Annotated in this window: 17 protein-coding genes; 10 read left to right on the top strand and 7 right to left on the bottom strand. The window is 75.1% G+C overall.

Going from position 1 to position 21,571, the window contains the following annotated elements:
- Positions 1-146: 146 nt before the first annotated feature.
- Positions 147-602, bottom strand: coding sequence for a cell division protein SepF (locus O7609_RS02100; RefSeq protein WP_269733193.1), 456 nt, complete (start codon positions 600-602; stop codon positions 147-149).
- A gap of 563 nt (positions 603-1,165) precedes the next feature.
- Between O7609_RS02100 and O7609_RS02095 the strand changes: the two genes are divergently transcribed.
- Together O7609_RS02095 and O7609_RS02090 are read left to right on the top strand one after the other, a co-directional pair.
- On the top strand, positions 1,166-1,969 hold the full coding sequence (locus O7609_RS02095) for a DUF1684 domain-containing protein (RefSeq protein WP_269744302.1): 804 nt from the start codon (positions 1,166-1,168) through the stop codon (positions 1,967-1,969).
- A gap of 88 nt (positions 1,970-2,057) precedes the next feature.
- Positions 2,058-3,023 carry a slipin family protein gene (locus O7609_RS02090; RefSeq protein WP_269742992.1) on the top strand — a complete coding sequence of 322 codons (966 nt, stop codon included), beginning with the start codon at positions 2,058-2,060 and terminating at the stop codon, positions 3,021-3,023.
- Between the two features lie 186 nt (positions 3,024-3,209).
- On the opposite strand, the gene O7609_RS02085 is transcribed toward O7609_RS02090, so the two are convergent.
- Positions 3,210-4,238, bottom strand: coding sequence for an aspartate-semialdehyde dehydrogenase (locus O7609_RS02085; protein ID WP_269733191.1), 1,029 nt, complete (start codon positions 4,236-4,238; stop codon positions 3,210-3,212).
- 327 nt (positions 4,239-4,565) lie between these two features.
- Here O7609_RS02085 and O7609_RS02080 point away from each other — a divergent pair, with 327 nt between their 5' ends.
- The 4 genes from O7609_RS02080 (at position 4,566) to O7609_RS02065 (ending at position 10,116) form a co-directional block, all read left to right on the top strand.
- Positions 4,566-4,922, top strand: coding sequence for a VOC family protein (locus O7609_RS02080; RefSeq protein WP_269744301.1), 357 nt, complete (start codon positions 4,566-4,568; stop codon positions 4,920-4,922).
- Positions 4,923-4,946: 24 nt separating this feature from the next.
- On the top strand, positions 4,947-5,351 hold the full coding sequence (locus O7609_RS02075) for a J-domain-containing protein (protein ID WP_269733190.1): 405 nt from the start codon (positions 4,947-4,949) through the stop codon (positions 5,349-5,351).
- A gap of 175 nt (positions 5,352-5,526) precedes the next feature.
- Entirely contained in the window at positions 5,527-9,126 is a 3,600-nt protein-coding gene (locus tag O7609_RS02070; protein WP_269742991.1) for a DNA polymerase III subunit alpha, read from the top strand.
- 6 nt (positions 9,127-9,132) lie between these two features.
- Positions 9,133-10,116: a DNA polymerase Y family protein gene (locus tag O7609_RS02065; RefSeq protein ID WP_269742990.1), complete on the top strand. Its 984-nt coding sequence runs from the start codon at positions 9,133-9,135 to the stop codon at positions 10,114-10,116.
- A 58-nt stretch (positions 10,117-10,174) separates the two neighbouring features.
- Here O7609_RS02065 and O7609_RS02060 read toward each other — a convergent pair whose 3' ends face one another.
- Positions 10,175-11,533 (bottom strand): alkaline phosphatase PhoX, encoded by a 1,359-nt coding sequence (locus O7609_RS02060; RefSeq protein WP_269742989.1) that lies wholly within the window; start codon positions 11,531-11,533, stop codon positions 10,175-10,177.
- Positions 11,534-11,722: 189 nt separating this feature from the next.
- On the opposite strand from O7609_RS02060, the gene O7609_RS02055 reads away from it, so the two are divergent.
- The 3 genes from O7609_RS02055 to O7609_RS02045 all read left to right on the top strand — a co-directional run bounded on the left by O7609_RS02055 (position 11,723) and on the right by O7609_RS02045 (position 13,497).
- Positions 11,723-12,277 (top strand): DUF1697 domain-containing protein, encoded by a 555-nt coding sequence (locus tag O7609_RS02055; protein ID WP_269733186.1) that lies wholly within the window; start codon positions 11,723-11,725, stop codon positions 12,275-12,277.
- Positions 12,278-12,483: 206 nt separating this feature from the next.
- Entirely contained in the window at positions 12,484-12,900 is a 417-nt protein-coding gene (locus tag O7609_RS02050; RefSeq protein ID WP_269733185.1) for an SH3 domain-containing protein, read from the top strand.
- Between the two features lie 219 nt (positions 12,901-13,119).
- On the top strand, positions 13,120-13,497 hold the full coding sequence (locus O7609_RS02045) for a GntR family transcriptional regulator (RefSeq protein ID WP_269733184.1): 378 nt from the start codon (positions 13,120-13,122) through the stop codon (positions 13,495-13,497).
- A 16-nt stretch (positions 13,498-13,513) separates the two neighbouring features.
- Here the strand turns inward: O7609_RS02045 and O7609_RS02040 are convergent, their stop codons facing one another.
- Positions 13,514-14,695 (bottom strand): DUF5925 domain-containing protein, encoded by a 1,182-nt coding sequence (locus O7609_RS02040; protein ID WP_269733183.1) that lies wholly within the window; start codon positions 14,693-14,695, stop codon positions 13,514-13,516.
- A gap of 93 nt (positions 14,696-14,788) precedes the next feature.
- Here O7609_RS02040 and O7609_RS02035 point away from each other — a divergent pair, with 93 nt between their 5' ends.
- Positions 14,789-16,159, top strand: a complete 1,371-nt coding sequence (locus tag O7609_RS02035; protein ID WP_269742988.1) for a xylan 1,4-beta-xylosidase — start codon at positions 14,789-14,791, stop codon at positions 16,157-16,159.
- 16 nt (positions 16,160-16,175) lie between these two features.
- Here O7609_RS02035 and O7609_RS02030 read toward each other — a convergent pair whose 3' ends face one another.
- From O7609_RS02030 to O7609_RS02020, 3 genes are read right to left on the bottom strand one after another with little or no spacing between them, the layout of a single operon-like run.
- The gene (locus O7609_RS02030; RefSeq protein WP_443072024.1) at positions 16,176-19,760 is read right to left on the bottom strand and encodes a lipopolysaccharide biosynthesis protein; all 3,585 of its coding nucleotides are present in this window, start codon (positions 19,758-19,760) and stop codon (positions 16,176-16,178) included.
- Positions 19,753-20,529, bottom strand: a complete 777-nt coding sequence (locus O7609_RS02025) for a polysaccharide deacetylase family protein (protein ID WP_269736979.1) — start codon at positions 20,527-20,529, stop codon at positions 19,753-19,755. The genes O7609_RS02030 and O7609_RS02025 overlap by 8 nt, the downstream gene beginning before the upstream one ends.
- 20 nt (positions 20,530-20,549) lie before the next feature.
- Positions 20,550-21,563 carry a glycosyltransferase family 2 protein gene (locus O7609_RS02020; protein WP_269742987.1) on the bottom strand — a complete coding sequence of 338 codons (1,014 nt, stop codon included), beginning with the start codon at positions 21,561-21,563 and terminating at the stop codon, positions 20,550-20,552.
- Between the last annotated feature and the right edge of the window lie 8 nt (positions 21,564-21,571).

Below are 21,571 nucleotides of genomic sequence, written 5' to 3'. Positions count from 1 at the left end.
ACCGAGCGGAATTCGGCTGAGTGTTCGGAGAGGCGCGCGGTGGGGCGCGGGAACAGACGGAGAACGGTGGCTCGCCGTGACGCGCCGCCCGTCGCGCCCGGCTCCGACGCGGCTGAGGGCGTTCGCGCCCGCCCTCAGCCGCGTCGTCAGCTCTGGTTGAAGAAGCCGCCCTCGGTGGGACGGCGGTCCTGCCCGCTGAGGATCTGGTAGGCGTTCGGGGTGAGCAGGAACACCCGGTTGGCGACGCGCTCGATGGAACCGCGCAGCCCGAACGTCAGTCCCGCGGCGAAGTCGATCACGCGCTTGGCGTCGCCCGACTCCATCGTCGTCAGATTGACGATCACCGGAACGCCCTCCCGGAACAGCTCGCCGATATGGCGGGCGTCCCGGAAGCCGTCGGGGGTGATGGTCGCGATCCGGGTGCCCGCGTCCTGGGCGTCCGCCGCCGTCGCCCTGATCCGCGGGTCCGTGGCCCACGCGTCCCGCACGGCGTCACCGGGTTCCGGTTCCTGCCCCGCCTCTTCGGCGTAGTCGTCGTAGTACCGCATCTCGCTGTCGTCGACGAGGCCCAGCCAGGCACTCGCCTTGCGCACCGATCCCATGGACGCCTCCTCTCGCATGCGGTCGTACCGTCCGCACGCCTATCGTCGTCCATGATGCGGATGGTGCGCCAAGCGGATATACGTCGCGAGCATGTTTCGTGACAGTTCTGCTGCACACATCATGCCTTGTGGAGCTGCGGTTGCGCGGTATACGGGTGGTGAAAGACAGAAAGATCACCGACGGCCGCCGGGCGGGTGAGCCGCCCGCCGGGCGGGTGAGCGCCGGGGCCGCCGCAGAGTTGATGCGCCGTCATGGGGACGGTGGCACATGCCGGAAGGACCATGGCACGCCCTTCGCCGGGCCGGGGGCGCCCCGGCCCGGCTTCGCCCACGGAATGACGGCACGTCAACTCTTCCGGTCGCGGTGCGGACAGGATCCTGACGCCGCGTCGGACCGGGGCCCCGGCCGCCCAAGGCCGTTGTGCGGGGGCGGTAGCCGCGTGGAGCACGCGCGGTGGCTCACCGCCGCGCGGCCCGGTCTGTGGCAAGTTGAACGCATGAACGCCGACATGTCATCGAACCCGTACAACACCGACCCGGACCCCGCGAACGTCGCGAATCCCATGGCCCCCGGATCCTCCGCCGTGCAGCAGTGGCAGGAGTGGCACCAGCAGCGTCTGGAGACGGTCGTGGCCCCTTACGGGCCGCTCTCGGTGACCGGCACGTACTGGCTCGCGCAGGCGGACGACACGGGCTGGATCGAGGGGCTGCCGGGGCAGTGGCGCGAGACACCCGACGGCTCCGGGGTCGTGCTGCACGGCGACGTCCTGGACGACCTGTCGGTCGCCGGGGAGGCGCTGATGGGCGAGCGAACCCTCGGCACGAGCGCCGGCGGTGCCGAGCACGCCCGGATCACCTGGGGGGACCGCCGTCTGGAGCTGCTGCGGCGGGAGGGCCAGTGGGCGGTGCGGGTGCACGACCCCGGCGCGCCCGCCCGGCGGGAGTTCACCGGTATCAGAACGAGCCCGTACGACGCCCGCTGGGTCCTGCCCGGCGTCTTCGAGCGCTACGCGGAGACGCGGCGCGTGATCGTGCCCAACGCGGACGGCCGGGAGCGCGGCCTGGATCTCGGCGGGGAGATCCGGTTCACCGGACCGGACGGCGGTGAGTACGGCCTGCGGGTGTCGGTCGTGGGCAGCGGAGCGCTATGGGCGGTCTTCGCCGACGGCACCAGCGGGCACGGCAGCTTCCGCTTCCGCTTCCTGCGCACCGGGGCACCCGCGCCCGACCACTCCGTCACGGTCGACCTCAACCGCACGACGCTGCCGCCCTCGGCGTTCTCCGAGCACTTCCTGTGCCCGTTCCCGCCCCCGGGGAACACGCTCGGCCTCGACGTGGCGGCAGGGGAGCGCGACCTGGTCTCCTGACACCCTCGACCTCGGGTCGCGGACCGGATTACGGTGGAATTGGCGTTGTCGCCCGATATCGCCGTACTTCTCCTGACGGGAGGCAGCGATGGTCGTCGAGGTGGCGGCGGTGGTGGCCGCCGTCTGCGCGATCTACTTCCTGGCCGCCGCGCGGGTCATCAGGCAGTACGAGCGCGGGCTGGTCTTCCGGCTCGGGCGCCTCCGCCCGGAGGTCCGGGAGCCCGGCTTCCGGATCATCGTTCCCGTGGTGGACCGGATGCAGAAGGTGAACCTCCAGATCGTCACCCTGCCCGTCCCCGCCCAGGAGGGCATCACCCGCGACAACGTCACCGTCCGGGTGGACGCGGTCGTCTACTTCAAGGTCGTGGACCCGGCCGACGCCATCATCCGCGTCGAGGACTACCGCTTCGCGGTCTCCCAGATGGCCCAGACCTCGCTGCGCTCCATCATCGGCAAGAGCGACCTGGACGACCTGCTGTCCAACCGCGAGAAGCTGAACCAGGGGCTGGCGATCATGATCGACAGCCCGGCCGTGGAGTGGGGCGTCAACGTCGACCGGGTGGAGATCAAGGACGTCTCGCTGCCCGAGGCGATGAAGCGCTCCATGGCCCGGCAGGCGGAGGCCGCCCGCGACCGCCGGGCCCGGGTCATCAACGCGGACGCGGAACTGGAGGCGTCCAAGAAGCTCGCGGAGGCGGCTCAGCAGATGTCGGCCACCCCGGCGGCCCTGCAGCTGCGTCTGCTCCAGACGGTGGTGGCGGTGGCCGCCGAGAAGAACTCGACGCTCGTCCTCCCCTTCCCCGTCGAACTGCTGCGCTTCCTGGAGCGTGCGCACGGCGGGCCGCCGCAGGCCGAGGCGGCGGGCCGGGGCGCCGCGCCGGGCGGGTCCGCGGAGGTGACGCGGGAGCCGGAGGCGCCGTCGGACGATTCCGACGAGCCACAGCTGCCGGAGGTGCCCGGGGTCTCGGAACTGCCGGGCGCGCCGGGGGTGCCCGGGGTGCCGGAGGCGCCGCCGCCCGAGAGGCCGGTGGGTGGGTCAGAGGCCGACCGCTGACGGGCCGCGCCCGGGCAGGGCGCGGCGACCTGCGCGATCGGCCGTGACGCACCCGCAGCGCCACGACATGCGGGAAAGGGGCATGCCGCCCGGGCCCGCCGCCGTGCCGTGGCGTTGCGCTCGCCGACCCTGCGCCGCGGCGCGCAGACCTCCCGGGCGCGCGGAGACGCGGCCGCCGGCCAGGCCTCAGCTCAGCTCGGCGGCGACCAGCTCGGCGATCTGCACGGCGTTCAGGGCCGCGCCCTTGCGCAGGTTGTCGTTGGACAGGAACAGGGACAGCCCGTTCTCGACCGTCTCGTCCCGGCGGATGCGGCCCACGAAGCTCGGGTCCTGGCCCGCGGCCTGCAGCGGGGTGGGGATCTCCGACAGGGCGACGCCCGGAGCCGCGGAGAGCACCTCACGGGCGCGCTCGGGGCTGATCGGCCGCTCGAAGCGGGCGTTCACCTGGAGCGAGTGACCGGTGAAGACGGGAACGCGCACGCAGGTTCCGGACACCTTCAGCCCGGGGACGTCGAGGATCTTGCGGCTCTCGTTGCGGAGCTTCTGCTCCTCGTCGGTCTCCTCCAGGCCGTCGTCCACGATGGAACCCGCGAGCGGGAGCACGTTGAAGGCGATCGGGCGCTTGAACTTGTCCGGCGCCGGGAAGTCCACGGAGGAGCCGTCGAAGGTCAGCTGGGCGGCGTCCGTCTCGACCGCCTTGCGGACCTGGCCGTCCAGCTCCGCCACCCCGGCCAGACCGCTGCCGGACACCGCCTGGTAGGTGGCGACGACGAGGGCGGTGAGCCCGGCCTCGTCGTGCAGCGGGCGCAGCACCGGCATGGCCGCCATGGTGGTGCAGTTCGGGTTGGCGATGATGCCCTTCGGCCGGTCCACGGCGGCCTGCGGGTTCACCTCGGAGACGACGAGCGGGACCTGCGGGTCCAGCCGCCAGGCGGAGGAGTTGTCGATCACCACGGGGCCGGCCGCCGCGACCTTGGGGGCCAGCTCCCTGGAGGTGGCGCCGCCGGCGGAGAACAGGACGATGTCCAGGCCCGAGTAGTCGGCCGTCGTGGCGTCCTCGACGGTGACCTCGCCGTCCTTCCAGGGCAGCGTGCGACCCGCCGAGCGGGCGGACGCGAACAGGCGCAGCTCCTCCACCGGGAAGTTCCGCTCCGCCAGGATGTCGCGCATAACGCTGCCGACCTGGCCCGTGGCTCCGACGATGCCGATCCTCATGGGGCTCCTTCGTTCTCGACTCGTGTCCCGACGCTGGCCCCTACCCTGCCCGAGGCGTCCTACGGCCTGCCAATCGTTTGACGTGCGTCACATCGGGTGAACATCCGGCAGGCCGCGGTGCGGGCACACACCTCCTCCATGGTAGTCAGCGGCCGCGGGAATCCGGTGGTGGCGCCGTACTGCCCCCCTCGGGGCGGGTGTTCGGCGGCATGACGCCGACATAGGATCGACGGTGACCGCTGGAATGCAGGGCCGACGAAGGGCCACGCCGTGAGGGAACGCAGCCAGCCCCAGCCGTACGACGCCGTCCCCCGCTCCGACTTCGGGCTGGGCCTCCACCACGTCCAGCTCACGCTGCCCCCGGGGGACGAGGAGCTGTGCCGCACGTTCTACGTGGACGTGCTCGGCATGACGGAGGTCCGCAAGCCCGCGGAGCTCGCCGCGCGAGGCGGGCTGTGGGTGCGCGCCGACGGCCTGGAGATCCACCTCGGCGTCGAGGACGACTTCCGCCCCGCGCGCAAGGGCCATCCCGGAATCCTCGTCGCCGACCTGGACGCGCTGGCCGCCCGCCTCACCGACAAGGGCGTCGTCGTCGCCTGGGACGACGCCTTCCCCGGCCGCAGCCGTTTCTACGCCGACGACTGCCACGGCAACCGCCTGGAGTTCCTCGGCCCCCAGGAATGACGCCTCCGAGAGGGAGGACGAACGATGACCGAGCGCAAGCCCCCCGGTGTCTCCTTCGAGTCCTTTGTCGACAAGCAGATCCGCGAGGCCGCCGAGCGCGGCGCGTTCACCGGCCTCACGGGCGCGGGCAAGCCGCTGCCCGGTGCCGACGAGCCCTATGACGAGAACTGGTGGATCAAGCGGAAGCTCCATGACGAGGGGGTGTCCGTCCTGCCGCCGGCGCTCGCCCTGCGCAAGGAGGCCGAGGGCGCACTCGCCGCCGCCCGCGCGGCCCGTTCCGACGCCGAGGCGCGGCGCATCCTGCGGGAGATCAACGTCACGATCGAGGCCGCCCTGCGCCGGCCGCTCTCCGGCCCTCCGCTGAACCTCACCCCGTTCGACGTCGAGCAGGTCGTCGCGGAGCGCCGCGCCCGCGACGCCGGGGGCTGACCAGGCCCCCGGGCCTGCCGGAGCCGACCAGACCCGCGCCCCGGGCCGTGCTGCACGGCCCGGGGTTCTCTTCGCCCGACTGTTCGAACGTCCATTCGAAAACGGGGTTAAGGTGGAGGGAGAGAGCCGGCGAGAGTCGTAGGCAGGGGGTGGCTGGTGTGGCGAGGAGACGCGGATGTCTGGGTTTACGCATCTGCACGCCGTGTCCGGTCTCTCCGTCCGGTACGGCGCCTCACACCCCGAGCGGCTGGCCGAGCGGGCCGCCGAGCGGGGTATGGACGCGCTGGCCCTGACCGACCGGGACACCCTCGCCGGGGCCGTGCGGTTCGCCGACGCCTGCGAGCGCGCCGGGGTGCGCCCGCTGTTCGGCGTCGAGCTGGCCGTCGCCGGTCCGCCCGGCGGTGCCGAGGGCGCGCCGGTGCCCGGTGCGGTCCGGCGGCGCTCCCCGGTGCGGGGCGGGGCCTTCGTGGCCGAGCCGGCGCACCGCGTGGTGTTCCTGGCCCGCGACGGCGCCGCCGGCTGGGCCGAGCTGTGCCGGCTGGTGAGCGCCGCCCACACGGGCACCACGGCGGGCGCTCACGCGGGCGCGGGTGAGCGTCCCGTGCTGGGCCCGGCGGACCTCCCTGCCCGTGGCGTGACGGTCCTGCTCGGCCCGGGGTCGGACGTCGGCCGGGCCCTGGCCGCCGGCCGGCCGGACCGTGCGGCCCGGCTGCTCACACCCTGGCGGGACGTCTTCGGGGACGCCCTGCGGCTGGCGGTGGACGGCTCGGCGCCGCGCCGCGAGGCGGCCCGCATGCTGGGGCTCGCCGCCGAGCGGGGCGTCGTCCCGGTCCTGACCAACGCCGTCCGGTACGCCGACCCCGGCCTCGGCCCCGTCGCCGACGTGCTCGACGCGGCCCGCACCCTGGTGCCCGTCGACCCCGCCCGCGGGCTGGACGGCGGCGAGCGCTGGCTGAAGGGGCCGCGGGAGATGGCGCGGCTCGCGGAGGAGATCGCCGAGGCCGCGGGCTTCCGCCGCGGCCTTGCGCACCGGCTGCTGGCCCACACCGAGGAGACCGCCGCGCGGTGCCGCGTCGACTCCGGCGACGACCTGGGCATCGGCAGTGCCCACTTCCCCGAGCCGCACCTCGTCGGGGCCGGCGCCCGCACCGCCGACCGGGTGCTGCGCTCGCGCTGCGCGGCGGGGATGGTGGCCCGCCGCTATGACCGGGACCGCCGCCGCTGGGACCGGCTGGAGGAGGAGCTGCGGATCATCGGACACCACGGTTTCGCCACCTACTTCCTCACCGTCGCGCAGGTCGTGGACGACGTCCGGGCCCTGGGCATCCGGGTGGCGGCCCGGGGCTCGGGCGCGGGTTCGCTGGTCAACCACCTGCTGGGCATCGCCGCCGCCGACCCGGTGGAGCACGGCCTGCTGATGGAACGTTTCCTCTCCGAGCACCGGGCGGCCCTCCCGGACATCGACGTCGACGTCGAGTCGGCCCGGCGGCTGGAGGTCTACCGGGCGATCTTCGAGCGGTTCGGCGACCAGCGGGTGGCCACCGTCGCCATGCCCGAGACCTACCGGGTCCGGCACGCGATCCGGGACGTCGGAGCGGCGCTCGGCATGGACCCGGCCGAGGTGGACCGGCTCGCCAAGGCGTTCCCGCACATCCGGGCCCGCGACGCCCGCGGCGCACTCGCCGAACTGCCGGAGCTGCGCGGCCTGGACGCCGGGCGTCACGGGGCCCGGTTCTGGGGGCTGGTCGAGGCGCTGGACGGGCTCGCGCGCGGGATGGCCATGCACCCGTGCGGCGTGCTCCTGTCCGACGCCGGGCTGCGCGCCCGCACCCCGGTGGTGCCCACCAGCGGCGAGGGCTTCGCCATGTCCCAGTTCGACAAGGACGACGTCGAGCGGCTCGGGCTGCTCAAGCTGGACGTGCTCGGGGTGCGGATGCAGTCCACGCTGGCCTACGCCGTCTCGGAGGTCGAGCGGGCCACGGGCCGCCGTCCCGACCTGGACGCGCTCGACGTCGCCGGGCCCGGCGACGAGCGGACCTACCGGCTGATCGCCGCCGCCGAGACGCTGGGCTGCTTCCAGATCGAGTCACCGGGCCAGCGCGACCTCATCGGCCGCCTCCAGCCGTCCACCTTCCACGACCTGGTCGTCGACATCAGCCTGTTCCGTCCCGGCCCCGTCGCCGCCGACATGGTCCGGCCCTTCATCGCCGCCCGGCACGGCCGCACCCCGCCGAGGTACCCGCACCCGGACCTGGCGGACGCGCTGCGCGAGACCTACGGCGTGGTGGTCTTCCACGAGCAGATCATCCGGATCGTCGACCGGATGACGGGCTGCGGGAAGTCCTTCGCCGACGAGACCCGGCGGGCCCTGGCCGACCCGGACCTCCAGCCGCGCATCCGGGCCTGGTTCGAACGGGAGGCGGCCGGGAACGGCTACCCCCCGGACGTCATCGCGCGCACCTGGGAGATCGTCGAGGCGTTCGGTGCCTACGGCTTCTGCAAGGCGCACGCCGTCGCGTTCGCCGTCCCGACCTACCAGTCCGCCTGGCTGAAGGCCCATCACCCGGCCGCGTTCTACGCCGGGCTGCTCACCCACGACCCGGGCATGTACCCCAAGCGGCTGCTGCTCGCGGATGCCCGGCGGCACGGCGTCCCCGTCCTCCCGCTGGACGTGAACCGCTCCGACGTCACCTATCGGATCGAACTGGAGTCCGAATCCCGGCGTTGGGGCGTGCGCCTCGCGCTCGGCGAGGTGCGCGGCATCAGCGAGGCGGACGCCGCCCGCATCGCCGCGGGACGGCCCTACCGCTCCCTGCACGACCTGCTGGAACGCGCCCACCCGCCCCGCCCCGTGGCCGAGAACCTGGCCAGGGTCGGTGCGCTGGACGCCTTCGGGCCCAACCGGCGCGATCTGCTCCTGCACATCGCCGAACTGCACCGGGGCGGCCGCCGCCGGGGGAGCGGCGCCGGGCAGCTGCCCCTCGCCCTGGACGTCCGGGGCGAGGACGGCCGGGACGGCAGCCCGCACGAGGCGGGCCCGCCCCCCGCCGGACTGCCCGACCTGGACCGCGACGAACGCCTCGGCGCCGAACTCGGGGTGCTCGGCCTGGACGCCTCCCGCCACCTCATGAGCGACCACCACGCCTTCCTCGGCGAGCTCGGCGTCCGCCCCGCCCAGCGGCTCACCGCCGCCCGGCACGGGGAGACGGTGCTGGTCGCCGGGGCCAAGGTCGCCACCCAGACCCCGCCCATCCGTTCCGGGAAGCGCGTCATCTTCGTCACCCTCGACGACGGCACCGGCCTGACCGACCTCGCCTTCTTCGAGGACAGTCACGCCGCCTGCGCCCACACCGTCTTCCATTCCTGGCTGCTGCTGGTGCGCGGCGTCGTCCAGCGGCGCGGACCGCGCAGCCTCAGTGTCGTCGGCGCCGCCGCCTGGGACCTGGCCGAGCTGGTCGAACTGCGCCGCACGGGCGGTCTGGACGCCGTCGCCGCCCGGCTCGCCGAACAGCCCGGTACCCGGACCGCCCCCGGCGACCGACCCACCGCCCCGGAGCAGGGCGCGCCGGAGCAGGCGGCGGACCAGGACGCGGCGGACCGGGACGTCCCCGCAAACGCCGCGCCCCAGCGCCGCATCCGTCTGGCGACCGGGTACGAGCTGCACCCCTGGGCCGACCTCCAGCCGGCCGGCGAGTCTCCCAAGCACGCGGGCCCCGGCACCCCCGCGGGCCCCGGCCGCAAGCTGTGGCACTCCAGCCCCGGAAGCGCGGGGTGATCCGCCATGGGCGACGTGCTGTACGTCCACTTCGGCCCCGGCTGCACCGAGGAGCGCTACCCCCTCCTCCTCGACCTGCTCGCCGACATCACCCCCGTCGTGCAGGCGCTCCCCCCGGACGCCGCGCTCGCCGACGTGCGCGGTGCCCTGCGCTACTTCGGCCGCACGGCGACGGAACTGGCCGAGCTGATCCGCGTCCGCGCCCTCGCCCTCCACGCCGTCCCGTGCACCGTCGGGGTGGCCGGAAACCCGCTGCTGGCCCGGATGGCGGCGTACGACGGAGAGCCCGGCCGGGTCCGGTCGGTCCCCGACGACCCCGCCGCCGTCGCCGACTTCCTGGCGGTCAAGCCCGTCGCCGCCCTCTACGGCGTCGGCCCCGCGACGGCCCGGAGCCTCGGCGCCTACGGCCTGGACACGGTGGGCCGCGTCGCCGCCGCGTCCCCCGCCACCCTCCAGCGCATCCTCGGCGCGTCCCCAGCGCGCCGGCTGCGGGCCCGCGCCCGGGGCGAGGACCCCGTCCCCGTCGTCCCGAGCGCCCCCGCCCGCTCGGCCTCGGCCGAACACCGCTTCGGCCGCGACGAGCTGGACGCCGACGTCCGCCGCCGCGCGCTGCTGACCCTCGCCGACGACCTCGGCTACCGGATGCGCACCGACGGTCAGGTGGCGCGGGCGCTCACCCTCACCGTCCGGTACGCCGACCGCTCCACGACGACCCGCACCCGCGCCCTGCCCGAACCGACCGCCCACACCCCCGCGCTGACGGCCCCGGCCTACGCGCTGCACGACGCGCTCGGCCTCCAGCGGGCCCGGGTGCGGGCCCTGTCCCTGCGCGCCGAGGACCTGACGGCGGCCGACCTCGCCTCCCGGCAGCTCTCCCTCGATCCGCGGGAGGAGAAGGCGCACCGGGCCGAAGCCGCCGCCGACCGGGCCCGGCACCGTTTCGGCGCCACCGCCGCCCACCCGGCGAACCGGCTGGGCGACGCGGCGTGAGCGGTGCCGCCGACGCACCCGCCGTGCGGGCCCGTGCAGGGCACCTAGCCAGGGCTCCCTACAGGGCGCCCTGGCGCCAGGGGCCGGTGATGGCCAGCGTGATGCCGGGGCTCTGGACGTTGACGAACAGCCAGTTGCCGTTCTTCGGCTCGAAGCACGAACCGGCCCACTCCGAACCCCGGTAGTCGTCCGGCCGGACGTCCTTGCCCGCCGTGCCACCGCGCAGGTCCACGGCGTTGGCCGCGAAACGGAAGATCCCGCCCTCGGTGGTCAGGCCGTGGACGTACTCCGTGCCGCCGCCGTCCTCGCACAGCACCAGGCCGCCGCGCGGGCTGACGCACATGTTGTCGGGGGCGTTCAGCACCTCGGCACCGGGCGACGCGAACAGCACCCGGAACCGGCCGGTGGCCGGGTCGAGCTCGAACACCTGGCCCTGGCCCGCCGGGCCGCCGTTGGTGGAGATGACGTAGATGCGGTCGTTGCCGTACCAGGCGCCCTCCAGCCGGCCGAACACCGCCGCACCGCGGGCCTGCGCCTGCTTGCGCACGGTGTCCTCGGCCGGGTCGGCCTCGTCGACCGGCACCCAGGAGACCGTGCCGTAGGAGCGCTCGCCGTCCCGGCGGGTGTCGTAGGCGGCCTCACCGATCCGCAGGGCCTCCAGCCGGCCGCCCTTGGCCAGGTCGCCCGGCACGGTGGGAACGAAGCGGTACAGGCAGGCGTCGCCGCGGTCCTCGGTCTCGTAGACGTGGCCCGTCGCGGGGTCGACGGCGACGGCCTCGTGGTTGAACCGGCCCATCGCGGTGAACGGCCGCGGGTCGCCCTTGCCCTCGCAGGGCACCTCGAAGACGTACCCGTGCCGCTTGCCGGCCCGGGTCTCGAAGGTCTCCTCGCAGGTCAGCCAGGTGCCCCACGGGGTCGGACCGCCCGCGCAGTTGCGGACCGTGCTGCCGAGGCTGCCGTAGGACTCCAGCCACCGGCCCGCGTCCGGGTCGAAGACCAGGTTCGAGGTGCCGCCTCCGGCCTCCGGGTTGTAGGCCGGGGAGGTGAACGCCGTGCCGTCGCGCCGCTCGTGGTTGCGCACCAGGTGCACGCGGTCGCCGCGCCGGAACGCCGCCATGCCGTCGTGCGAACCCGGGGTGCGCACCCCGTCGTCCATCAGGTCGTTGGTCCACCCGTAGGAGATGTACTCGAAGCCGCGCGGCAGCATGAGCAGCTCCAGGCCGGTGGCCTGGTCCCTGACGGGCCGCAGCGGGCCGTAGCCGGGGTCGAGCGCGAACGTCGCCGGAGCGGCCGAGGCCGTGCGGGCGGAGAGCGCCGAGAACGCGACGCCGGCCGCGGCCGCCCCCGCCGCGCCGCGCAGGAAGCCGCGCCGCTCGATGCCGTCTCCGGCGGGCTGCCGGTCGAGGTGGTCCGTCATGAGAGATCGTCTCCTAGGGTCGCGCGGTGGGTCTGCCGGGGGGGCGGTGGCCTCACCCTAGGAAGGGGCCCACAGCCCTGTGCCCCAACGGAAGAAGGCCGTTGCGCGAACCTTCCCCGTCTTCCCGGTACCGCGCCCTCCGCCCGTCGGGGCCCCGCCGGACGGGGCGCGGTGTGCGAGGCTGCCCCCATGACGACCAGGCACATCGCCCTGCTCCGCGGCGTCAACGTCGGCGGCCACCGCCGGATCTCCGCCGCCCGGCAGCGTGAACTCGCGGAGACCCTCGGCTACACCGATGTCCGGGTCCACCTCCAGACCGGGAACATCGTTCTGTCCGCCTCCGACGAGCACACCCCCGCCCGGGTCGCCGAGGAGCTGACGGCCGCGATCGAGGCCGAGTTCGGCACCGACGTCCCCGTGGTCATGCGCACCCCCAAGGAGCTGGCCGACGAACTCGCGGCCAACCCGTACCCCGAGGCCGTGGCCCGTCCCGCCTCGCTGCACTGCCTCTTCCTCTCCGCCGCCCCGCCCGGCCCCGCGCCCCTCGCCGACCTCGACGAGTCCGCTCACGCCCCCGACTCCTTCCGGCTCCTCGGCCGCACCGTCTACCTGCACTGCCCGGACGGGATCGGCCGCTCCCGGCTCGCCCCCAAGGTGACGCGGACGGTGGAGCGCGCCGGCGTCGTCGCCACGGCCCGCAACTGGAACACGGCGACCAGGCTGCTCTCCCTCGCCCAAGGCTGACCGGGTCACCACGGGGCCGCCGGATACTCCATCGGGTCTGCCGGGCTCGCTCGGGCGGGTGAGGTGTCGGAATGGCGACCGGAAGCGCGCGCCGTCGTCCGCCCATGCTCGTTGCGGCGCATGAGCCCGGGGTGACCGGCGACGGCTTTCCCCAGGCCCGCTCCCGGAGCCGTGCGCCGATGACCGCTCACATCGGAGGAGAGACCGTGCTGAAATCCGTGAAGACGACCGTCGCGCTGACGGCCGGCGCCCTGACGCTCAGCGTGCTCGGTGCCGCGCCCGCCCTGGCCGGTGACGAGGAGGCGAAGGCGACGACCACCCAGACCGCTCCGGCGGCCGCCGGTGTGGTCGAGGAGACCGCCGACCACACCGCCGAGGCCGCGGCCCACGCCCGCTGGGGCAAGGTCATCGCCCGGACCGGCCTGAACATCCGCAAGAAGCCCACCACCCACTCCAAGATCGTCGGCGGCCTCCCCTACGGCGCCAAGGTCAAGATCATCTGCAAGGTGAACGGCCAGACCATCAAGGGCAACCCGCGCTGGTACAAGCTCGCTCACCACAAGGGCTGGGTGACCGCCCGCTACGTGAAGAACCTCAACTACATCCCCTGGTGCCGCCACTGACCGGTGGGCACTCCGGCCGACGGGCCCGGGAGACGCGGTGCCGCGCCTCCCGGGCCCGTCGCCGTCCCGCCCCGGCGCCGGCCCCGGCACCCTGCCGGGAGGCATGCGCGTATCCCCGGTGTCACGGACGGGAGTTAAGGTCATGGGCGGGAGCCCAGGCACCGCGACCCGGCGCCGCCCCGGACCGCCGTCCCCGAACACCGCCCGCTGGAGAGCCCCTTGGCCCTGCACGTCACCATCGACCCGTCGTCGGCCGCCGCCCCCTACGAGCAGCTGCGTGCCCAGATCGCCGAGCAGGCCCGCTCGGGACGGCTGCCCGTCGGCTACCGGCTGCCGACCGTGCGCGGCCTGGCCGCCGAGCTCGAACTCGCGGCCAACACGGTGGCCAAGGCCTACCGCGTCCTGGAGAGCGACGGCGTGATCGAGACCCGCGGCCGGGCGGGCACCTTCGTGGCCGCCGCCGCGGACGCCGCCGCCCGGGGCGCCGCGAGCGCGGCCCAGCGGTACGCCCACGACGCCCACCGCCTCGGGCTGGACCACGACGCCGCGCTCACCGCCGTCCGCGACGCGCTCCGCGCCGTCTACGACGCCGACTGACCCACCGGCCGGCGGCTCACAGGTACAGCCCCTCCCCCGCGGGGCCGCTCTGCACGGGGACACCGGCCGGCGTCGAGCCGCGGCGCAGGGCGTACAGCTCCGCGAGCGTGGCGCCCTCCGGGCCGATCCCCTCGGCGGTACCCAGCCACCCCACGGCCTCGGCGCGGGTCAGCGGGCCGACCTCGACCCGTGCGAGACAGCGTCCCGGCCGGACGACGGCGGGGTGCAGCCGCTCCAGGTCCTCGTTGGTGGTGATGCCCACCAGGACGTTGCGGCCCTGCCCGAGCAGACCGTCCGTCAGGTTCAGCAGCCGGGACAGCGCCTGCCCGGCCGCGTGCTTGGCCTCGCCGCGGATCAGCTCGTCGCAGTCCTCCAGGAGCAGCAGCCGCCAGCGCCCCGGGCCGCCCTCGCCGTCGTCCTCGCCGATGGCGATGTCCATCAGGTAGCCGATGTCGTTGAACAGCCGCTCCGGATCCAGGACGCAGTCCACCTGGCACCAGTCGCGCCAGGCGCGGGAGAGGGTGCGCAGGGCCGAGGTCTTCCCGGTGCCCGGCGGGCCGTGCAACAGCAGCAGCCGCCCGCTGATGTCGTCGGGGGTGAGCTTCATGAGGTCGCCGAGCGCGTCGGCGACGGGCGCGGTGTAGTTGCCGCGCACCTCCTCCCAGGGACCGGCCGAGATCCGGCGGGTCGTGCGGTGGGCGCCGCGCAGTGGTGAGACGTACCAGAAGCCCATGGCCACGTCGTCGGGTTGCGGCTCCGGCTCGTCCTCGGCGCCGTCGAGCGCCTGGCGCAGCCGCTCGTCGGCGAGTTCCTGGCTGACGGCCGTGACGGTCACGTCGGCGCGCCGGGGCCAGCGGGAGACGAGCACCGTCCACCCCTCGCCCTCGGCCAGCGTGCAGCGGCGGTCGCCCTCCCGGGAGGACCGCAGCACCCGGGCGTCCGGCGGCATCAGGGTGCTCGTCTTCTTCGTGCGCTCGACCGAACGGCCCTGGGCGAAGGGCTGGGCCCCGGTGACGAAACGGGTCAGGAACAGCGCGTCGATCACGTCGGCGGGGGAGTCGGCGTCGTCCATGGTGAGCCGGACGGGCAGGCCCGCCTCCGGCGGTCGGGCCGCGGGCAGCCCGGCTCCCCCGGGCCGGGGTGCGGGCGGGCGGACGTCGGTCGGTGCGGCGTGGGACTCCTCAGGCGCGTTGGGCATGCCGCCCATGATCCGGCACCGGGCCGTCCCGCGCACGCGTGTTTCCGCAGCGTTCCCCGCCCCGGCCCGCCGGCGCGTCGTTACGCTGAGGGAGTGACAGAACACGCAGCGGTACGCCAGTTGGTCCGCGGAAGGCTGTTCGGGGCCGTTGCGGCGGGAGCCGTCGTCCTCGCCCTGCTGCTGGCCCTGTGCGCCGCGCAGCCGGGCCGGCGTGACGACGGCAGACCGCCGGGCGTGAAGTCCGGCGCCCCGGGGCCCGCCCGGCCGGAGCTCGGCTGGGGCTTCACCCACACCCGGTACAGCGCGGACGCCGGTGAGGAGGAGGCCGTCGGCCGGGTCGCCGAGGCCCTCGCCCCGCACCGGCTGCCGCAGGCCCAGCACCTGATGGGCTGGGGCGCGGAGAATCCCGAACCCTCGCCGGGACGTTACGACTTCGAGGCGCTGGACAGCCGTATGGCCTTCGTCGAGGAGTCCCGCGGCGTGCCGGTCCTCACCCTGTGCTGCGCCCCCGACTGGATGAAGGGCGGCCGCCCCGGAGAGACGGACTGGAGCCGCCTGGAGGAGGCCCCGAAGCCTGAGCACTACGCCGACTTCGCCCGCCTCGCCGCCACGGTGGCCAGGCGCTATCCGCGGGTGCGGCACTTCCTGGTCTGGAACGAGCTGAAGGGTTTCTTCGACGACGCCAAGGGCCGCTGGGACCACGAGGGTTACACCCAGCTGTACAACCTGGTGTACGAGGCGGTGAAGCGGGCCCGCCCCGACGCGCTGGTCGGCGGGCCCTACGTCGTCCTGGACAACGTGGACCCGGACGACAGCCCGTACGCCTCCCCGCTGCGGGGCCCGTGGGGCAGCGTCGACCGGCGGTCGACGGCCGCGCTCAGCTACTGGAACACGCACAAGCGCGGCGCCGACTTCGTCGTCGTGGACGGCTCCGCCTACACCAAGGACGGCCGCTTCCTCCCCGACGTCTTCGGCGCCACGGAGATGTTCACGGACGTGACGCGCTGGGTGCGCCGGGAGACGGGGCTGCCGGTGTGGTGGGCCGAGTGGTACGTCGAGCGGGGGGACGAGCGCGACCGTCGCGACGGCTGGAGCGAACCCCGGCGCGTCGCCGCCCACGCCTCCGCCCTCGTCGCGATGGTGCGCGGCGGAGCCACCACCGGCTTCTACTGGAACCCGCAGACGCGGCGCGGCCGCTGCCCCGGCTGCCTGTGGGCGGGGACGGCCGACGCGGACGGCGGCGGCACCCTGTCCCTGTTCGACCTGCTCACCCGGTTCTCCGCCGCCTTCGGTCCGGGGGCCGAGCTGCGCGGCCTGCCGGACGAGCCGCCCGAGGGCGTCCTGCTGCTCGCGAGCGAGCGGGCCGTCCTCGCCGTCAACCAGCGGCCCGGCCCGGTACGGGTCCGGGTCGAGGGGCGGTCGCTGACCCTCGACGGCTACGAGGTGCGCTGGCTGGAGAGCTGACGGCCCGGTCCGCGGCTCACACCAGCGTCACGAGCCGCAGCAGCAGCGAGCCGAGGGCCACCACGAGCAGCGGCATGGTGAACCACCACAGGGCCGACAGCCGGGCCGAGCGCAGCGGACCGGGCGGCAGGACGGCCCGCAGCATCTCCCGCCAGGCCAGCAGACCCAGAGCCAGCACGGCGCACAGCGCGCCCGTCACCGACCCGTTGTCCCAGGTCACCAGCGGGCCCGGGGCGCCCGCCCCCGTCCCGGCCACGGCGGCCGGTGTATCCCGGGGCGGCTCGCGCAGCGCGTAGAGGACGGCGTCGGGGTCGCTGAACACCCGGCGCAGCTCGGGCCGTCCGTCCAGCGCGGCGCGCAACGCGGCCGACCAGCCCGCCGGGTAACCCGCGTCCAGCCGCAGATACGCCGACTGGCCCGCGTTCACCACCAGCCGGGCGCGCGGCCCGGCCGCCCGCAGAGCGGTCACGAGCGCGTCCGTGCGCTCCGGGTCCCGGGGCGCGAGCACCGGCACGTAGCGCACCCGTTCCATGTCCTTCGCGCCCCACGGCAGCGCCGGGGTGACGTTGACCTCCGGGTCCGTGCTCAGCCACAGCAGCGCGGCCGACGGCCGGTCGTGCGCGTACACGTGCTCCATGGCAGCGACCTCGCCCGGACGGACCCGCTCGAAGCTCTCGTTGCCCCACCGGGCCACCAGGAAGCCGCCCATGAGCAGCAGTCCGCACAGCAGCACCGCTCCGGGAGCCGCCCATCGCCCGGCTCCGGGCCGCCCGGCTCCGGGCCGCCCTGCTTCGGGCCGCCCTGCTTCGGGCCGCTTGGCCTCCGGGTGCGGGAAGAGCGCCAGCGCCGCCAGCACGCACGCGCCGGGGGCGGCGAAGAGGAAGACCCGCAGCGCGATCTCGCCGCCGTAGGACTGGAGGGCGAAGGCCAGGAACGGCACCGCCGTGAGCACCGGCAGGCAGCGGTCGGCCCAGCCCGCCCGGCGGCGGCGCAGCAGCCCCGCCGCGGCCAGGGCCAGCAGCCCGGCGGCCAGGCCCACCCGGGTGTGCAGGACGAGCCGGTGGACGTCGCTGCCGCCCTCGATCCGCCCGGCGACGGAGGAGGACACGTTGCCGCCGAAACCTCCCAGGCCGCCGAAGAGTTCGTCGAAGTGGCCGACCCAGTACGGCTCGGCGAGGAAGCCGACCCAGCTCACCACCAGCACCGCTGCGACGAGCGGCAGCCCGCGGGGCGCGAGCCGCCGCGCCGCCAGCAGCCCGCACAGGAGTCCCAGCATCACGAACGGCGTGAGCTGGTGAGCCGAGACGGCGGCCGCGAACAGGACGAGGAGCACGCACAGCAGCACGGCCCGGGTCGGGCCGGGAAGGGCCGGGACCGTCGCCTCGCCCGGCCTCCGGCCCGCCGGGCCCGTCCGGCCCGGGTCCGGCGTGCGCGCCCCGTTCCGCCCTTCCCCCGCGCCGGGCCGGAACCACACCAGCAGGACGGCGGCGAACCCGAGGTAGAGCAGGTAGGTCAGGCTCTGCGGCGAGAAGTAGTCCTGCCCCACCCAGCCGGTCAGCACGAAGAACCAGACCGCGCACCACTTCGCCCGCCAGTGCGCGCGCACCGCGCGGAGCAGCAGCGCGAAGGGCACGAGACACAGGAGTTGCACGGCGGTCGGCCACCAGCGCAGCACCCCGCTCAGGTCGTCGACGCCGCAGGCCTGGGCGAGGAAGGCCGTCAGCGCGAAGAAGCCGGGCCAGCTCCACCGGGCGTCCAGCTCCGGGGCGGCGGCGCCCGTCCGGTCGATGAGGTCGAGGAAGCCCAGGTGCTGCCACGCCGTCGCGAAGCGGGGCTCCGCCTCCACCACAGCGGGAACGGCGTGCAGGCAGACGACGGTGAGCAGCAGGACGACGGTGAGGAGGGCACGGTGCTGGCGCGGCTGGGCCAGCGCGAGGGCGAAGCAGGCGACGAGCGCCGCGGCCCCCAGCAGCGTCGCCCCGGGCAGGACCGAGACGAGGCCGAGCCCGCCCATGGCGTCCAGCTCGGGGTCGCCCAGCCCGCGCAGCGGGAGCCAGTAGAGGCCGGCCGCCGCGACCGGCGCCGCCCACAGCAGCGCCGTCCGCGGGCCGGGGGTGGGCACGCGGCCGCGCCCCGGGAGCCGCCACCGGTGACCGTGCGGCAGCAGGGAGGTGGGGAGGTCGGCCAGGTCACCGTCCGGCGCGGGCGTCGTGGGGTGCGGCCTCGCGCGGCCGCGGACACGCGGGCCGGAACGGGAACCGGAACCGGAACCGGGACCCGAGGCGAGCGCGCTCCGGAGCCGTACCAGCGCCACCAGTGCGACGGCGCCGAGGCTGACCAGCTCGGCCAGGCCCGCTCCGACCAGCCCCAGCGGGGGCAGCAGCGCCACCGTCAGCACCAGCACCAGCGCGCACAGCGCCCCCTGCAGCCAGGCGAGCCCGGCTGTGCGGCTACGGGCCCGCAGGACCGCGAAGTACACCTCGATCACCACCCGCAGCAGGGCTCCGACGGCGTAGCAGCGCAGCAGCCCGGTGGCCTCGGCCGCGTAGCCGGGGCCGAAGACGCCGAGGATCTGCGGCGCGAAGACGAACAGCCCCGCGCAGACCGGGACCATGACGCGCAGCATGCGGCGCAGCGCGGCCCGGCAGTGGGCGGCGAGCAGCGCCGGGTCGTGCGCGCCCTCCACGGTCAGTGAGGCACCCATGTTGACGGCCAGGAGGTTCACCGTGCCGGCGATGGTGACGGTGATGTAGAAGTACGCGTTCTGCGCCGCGTCGACCCGCGCGGCGACGAGCACCGGCACCAGGTAGACGACGGCCAGCGAGAACAGCGCGCCCGTGGAGTCCCCGGCCAGGAAGCGCCCCATCTCCCGCCAGGAGGACGGGCGGGCGCCGGCCGCCGTGGCGGCCATGTGCCGGGGCACGAGCCGACGCAGCACCAGCCAGCCGAGGGGGAGGACGGAGACGGCGATGGCCGCCGCCCAGGAGACGAACACTCCCGCTGTGGGGACCGCGGTCGCGAGCACCACCAGCAGGACCAGCTTCGTCACGGAGAAGGCCGTGTTGCCCACCGGCACCCAGGCGGCGCTGCGTAACCCGGTCAGCACCCCGTCCTGGAGGGTGAGCAGCGACCAGGCCACGACGGCGAGGACGAACCCGAGCCCGGGCAGCCAGCCGTCCAGGAGCCGGAAGGACGGCCCCCACAGGCCCAGGGTGAGGACGAAGAGCACGGCCGCGGCCGCGACCACCGCCGCGCTGCCCGCGTAGACGCGCACCACCAGGGCGCGGGTCGTGCGGCCCGCGACCGGGACGAAGCGGGCCAAGCCGCCCAGGAGGGTGACGGCGGTCAGCCCGGCGAGCAGCTTCATCGCGGCGATGGCCGCCGAACCCTGGCCGACGGCCGCGTCCGTGTAGTAGCGGGCGGCCACCAGCCAGTAGCCCAGGCCGAGCACCGCGCTGACCCCGGTGTTGAGCATCAGGGCGTAGGCGTTGCGGAAGAGGTGGCGTCCGGGCTCCGCCGCGCCCTGCGGCGGCGGGCCCGGTCCGTCCTGCGGGGAGGGCGGCCCGGGTTCCCGGGCGGTCTTCGTCGCGGCGTCAGCCACCGGTGAGCCGTGCCCTTCCCGCCGCCGCGCGGGTCCGCCGCACGACCGCGTAGCCGCGGGTCAGCAGCCGGTCCCGGGCGAAGTCGCGGCCGAGGCCGACGCCGTCCACCATGCGGGTGAACTCCGCGAGTGTCGTGGTGCGTCGGACGGTGAGCCGGGCGAGCGCGTACGGGCCCTGCCGCCGCGGGTCGGCCAGCGCGTTCCGCACGGCCAGCGCCTGGCCGAAGCCGGCGGAGCGCACCGCCTCCCGCACCCGGCGGCTGGAGTACCCGAAGGGGTAGGCGAAGGAGACCGGCGGCTGGCCCAGGGCGTCGGCCAGCAGGGCGCGGCAGTGCCGCACCTCGTGGCGCAGCCGGGCGTCGGGGAGCTGGTCGAGTTGTGGATGGGAGTGGCTGTGGCCGCCGATCTCCACCCCGCCGGCGGCCAGTTCCCGCAGCTGCGGCCAGCTCAGCATCGCGTCCGGCGCCGCCTGGTCCTGCCGGGGGCCGCGCAGCCATCCGGTGGCGGCGAAGAGCGTCGCGGGGAAGCCGTGGCGGCGCAGGGCGGGCAGGGCGTAGCGGTGCACGCCCGCGTAGCCGTCGTCGAACGTGATCAGCACCGGCCGTTCGGGCAGCGGACGGCCGGAGCGCCACGCCGCCGCCAGTCCGGCCGCCGTGAGGGGGGTGTGCCCGCGGCCGGCGAGCGCCTCGACCTGTGCCGCGAACGCCTCCGGAGACACCGAGAGCCGCAGCGTCTCGGCGGTGGGGAAGCGGGCCACGTTGTGGTACATGAGGATCGGCACCGGGCCGTTCACCGTGGCTCCTCCTCCCGTGCGGCCCGGTCCGCGTCCGGCGGCCCGGCTACGCCGTGGGCCCGCAGGGTGCCCACGGCGTAGCCGGCCGCGGCGGCTCCGAGGCCGGTGAGCAGGGCCACGGCGCGGCCCGCCCCGCCCGGCCGGGCGGCCACGAAGTCCCGCACCCCGCGGCCCAGGGCCGCCGGCAACACCCGGGTGGTGTAGCGGCGTTCGGTGGCCAGCCCGTCCCGGGCCCCGACGCTGCGGGCGACGAGCGCCTTGGACAGGCCCTCGGCGTAGGCGCGGGTGCGCACATAGCCCAGGCGCTGCCGGGCGGCGGGCACGCGGTGCCGGATGACGGCCCGGTCGTCGACGAGGAGCACGGCCTCCGGGTGGGCGCGGGCCAGCCGGATGCACAGTTCCGTCTCCTCGCAGCCGAGCGGCAGCCGCCGTCCGTCCCGGCCGATGCCCGTGGTGAAGCCGCCCGCGGCGGTGAGGGCGGCGCGGCGGAACGAGGCGTTGCCCCCCAGGACGTTGCGGACCCGCACCAGGCCCGGCGGGTGGCCGCGGTAGGTGCAGCCGACCGTCCAGTCCAGCTCCTCGGGGAACCAGGGCGGCCGGCGGCCGGAGGACCACAGCGGTTCGGTGCGGCCGCCCACCGCCAGGACGGCGGGGTCCGTGTAGGCGGCGGCGAAGTGACGGAGCCAGGCGGGCTCGGCCACGGCGTCGTCGTCGAGGAAGGCGACGAACTCGCCGACGGCGGCGGCGATCCCGGTGTTGCGTCCGGCGGACAGGCCGCGCGGTCCGGTGTTGGCCAGGACCCGCACGGCGGCCGTGGCCGCGTAGTGCAGGACGAGGCGTTCCAGGAGCGGCCTGTTGTGGTCGACGACGAGGACCAGCTCGTGGGCGGGTAGTTCCTGGGCCCGCACGGAGGCGACGGCGGCCAGGATGTCGCTCCAGCGCTCCTCGGTGTAGACGCAGATCACCACCGAGAACCCGCCGGTGGCCGAGGCGTGGGCGAATCGGTTCACCGGTCTGC

It is taken from the genome of Streptomyces sp. WMMC1477 (genome assembly GCF_027460245.1).
GTDB lineage: Bacteria > Actinomycetota > Actinomycetes > Streptomycetales > Streptomycetaceae > Streptomyces.
This window is presented reverse-complemented; position numbering and strand designations above follow the sequence as displayed.

Bases quoted from the DNA above. Each gene is read 5' to 3' on its own strand.
- O7609_RS02060 (WP_269742989.1), bottom strand. From the start codon at position 11,533: ATGACGGACCACCTCGACCGGCAGCCCGCCGGAGACGGCATCGAGCGG.
- O7609_RS02065 (WP_269742990.1), top strand. From the start codon at position 9,133: ATGGGCGACGTGCTGTACGTCCACTTCGGCCCCGGCTGCACCGAGGAG.
- O7609_RS02070 (WP_269742991.1), top strand. From the start codon at position 5,527: ATGTCTGGGTTTACGCATCTGCACGCCGTGTCCGGTCTCTCCGTCCGG.
- O7609_RS02100 (WP_269733193.1), bottom strand. From the start codon at position 602: ATGGGATCGGTGCGCAAGGCGAGTGCCTGGCTGGGCCTCGTCGACGAC.
- O7609_RS02040 (WP_269733183.1), bottom strand. From the start codon at position 14,695: ATGCCCAACGCGCCTGAGGAGTCCCACGCCGCACCGACCGACGTCCGC.
- O7609_RS02085 (WP_269733191.1), bottom strand. From the start codon at position 4,238: ATGAGGATCGGCATCGTCGGAGCCACGGGCCAGGTCGGCAGCGTTATG.
- O7609_RS02055 (WP_269733186.1), top strand. From the start codon at position 11,723: ATGACGACCAGGCACATCGCCCTGCTCCGCGGCGTCAACGTCGGCGGC.
- O7609_RS02075 (WP_269733190.1), top strand. From the start codon at position 4,947: ATGACCGAGCGCAAGCCCCCCGGTGTCTCCTTCGAGTCCTTTGTCGAC.
- O7609_RS02090 (WP_269742992.1), top strand. From the start codon at position 2,058: ATGGTCGTCGAGGTGGCGGCGGTGGTGGCCGCCGTCTGCGCGATCTAC.
- O7609_RS02095 (WP_269744302.1), top strand. From the start codon at position 1,166: ATGGCCCCCGGATCCTCCGCCGTGCAGCAGTGGCAGGAGTGGCACCAG.
- O7609_RS02025 (WP_269736979.1), bottom strand. From the start codon at position 20,529: ATGTACCACAACGTGGCCCGCTTCCCCACCGCCGAGACGCTGCGGCTC.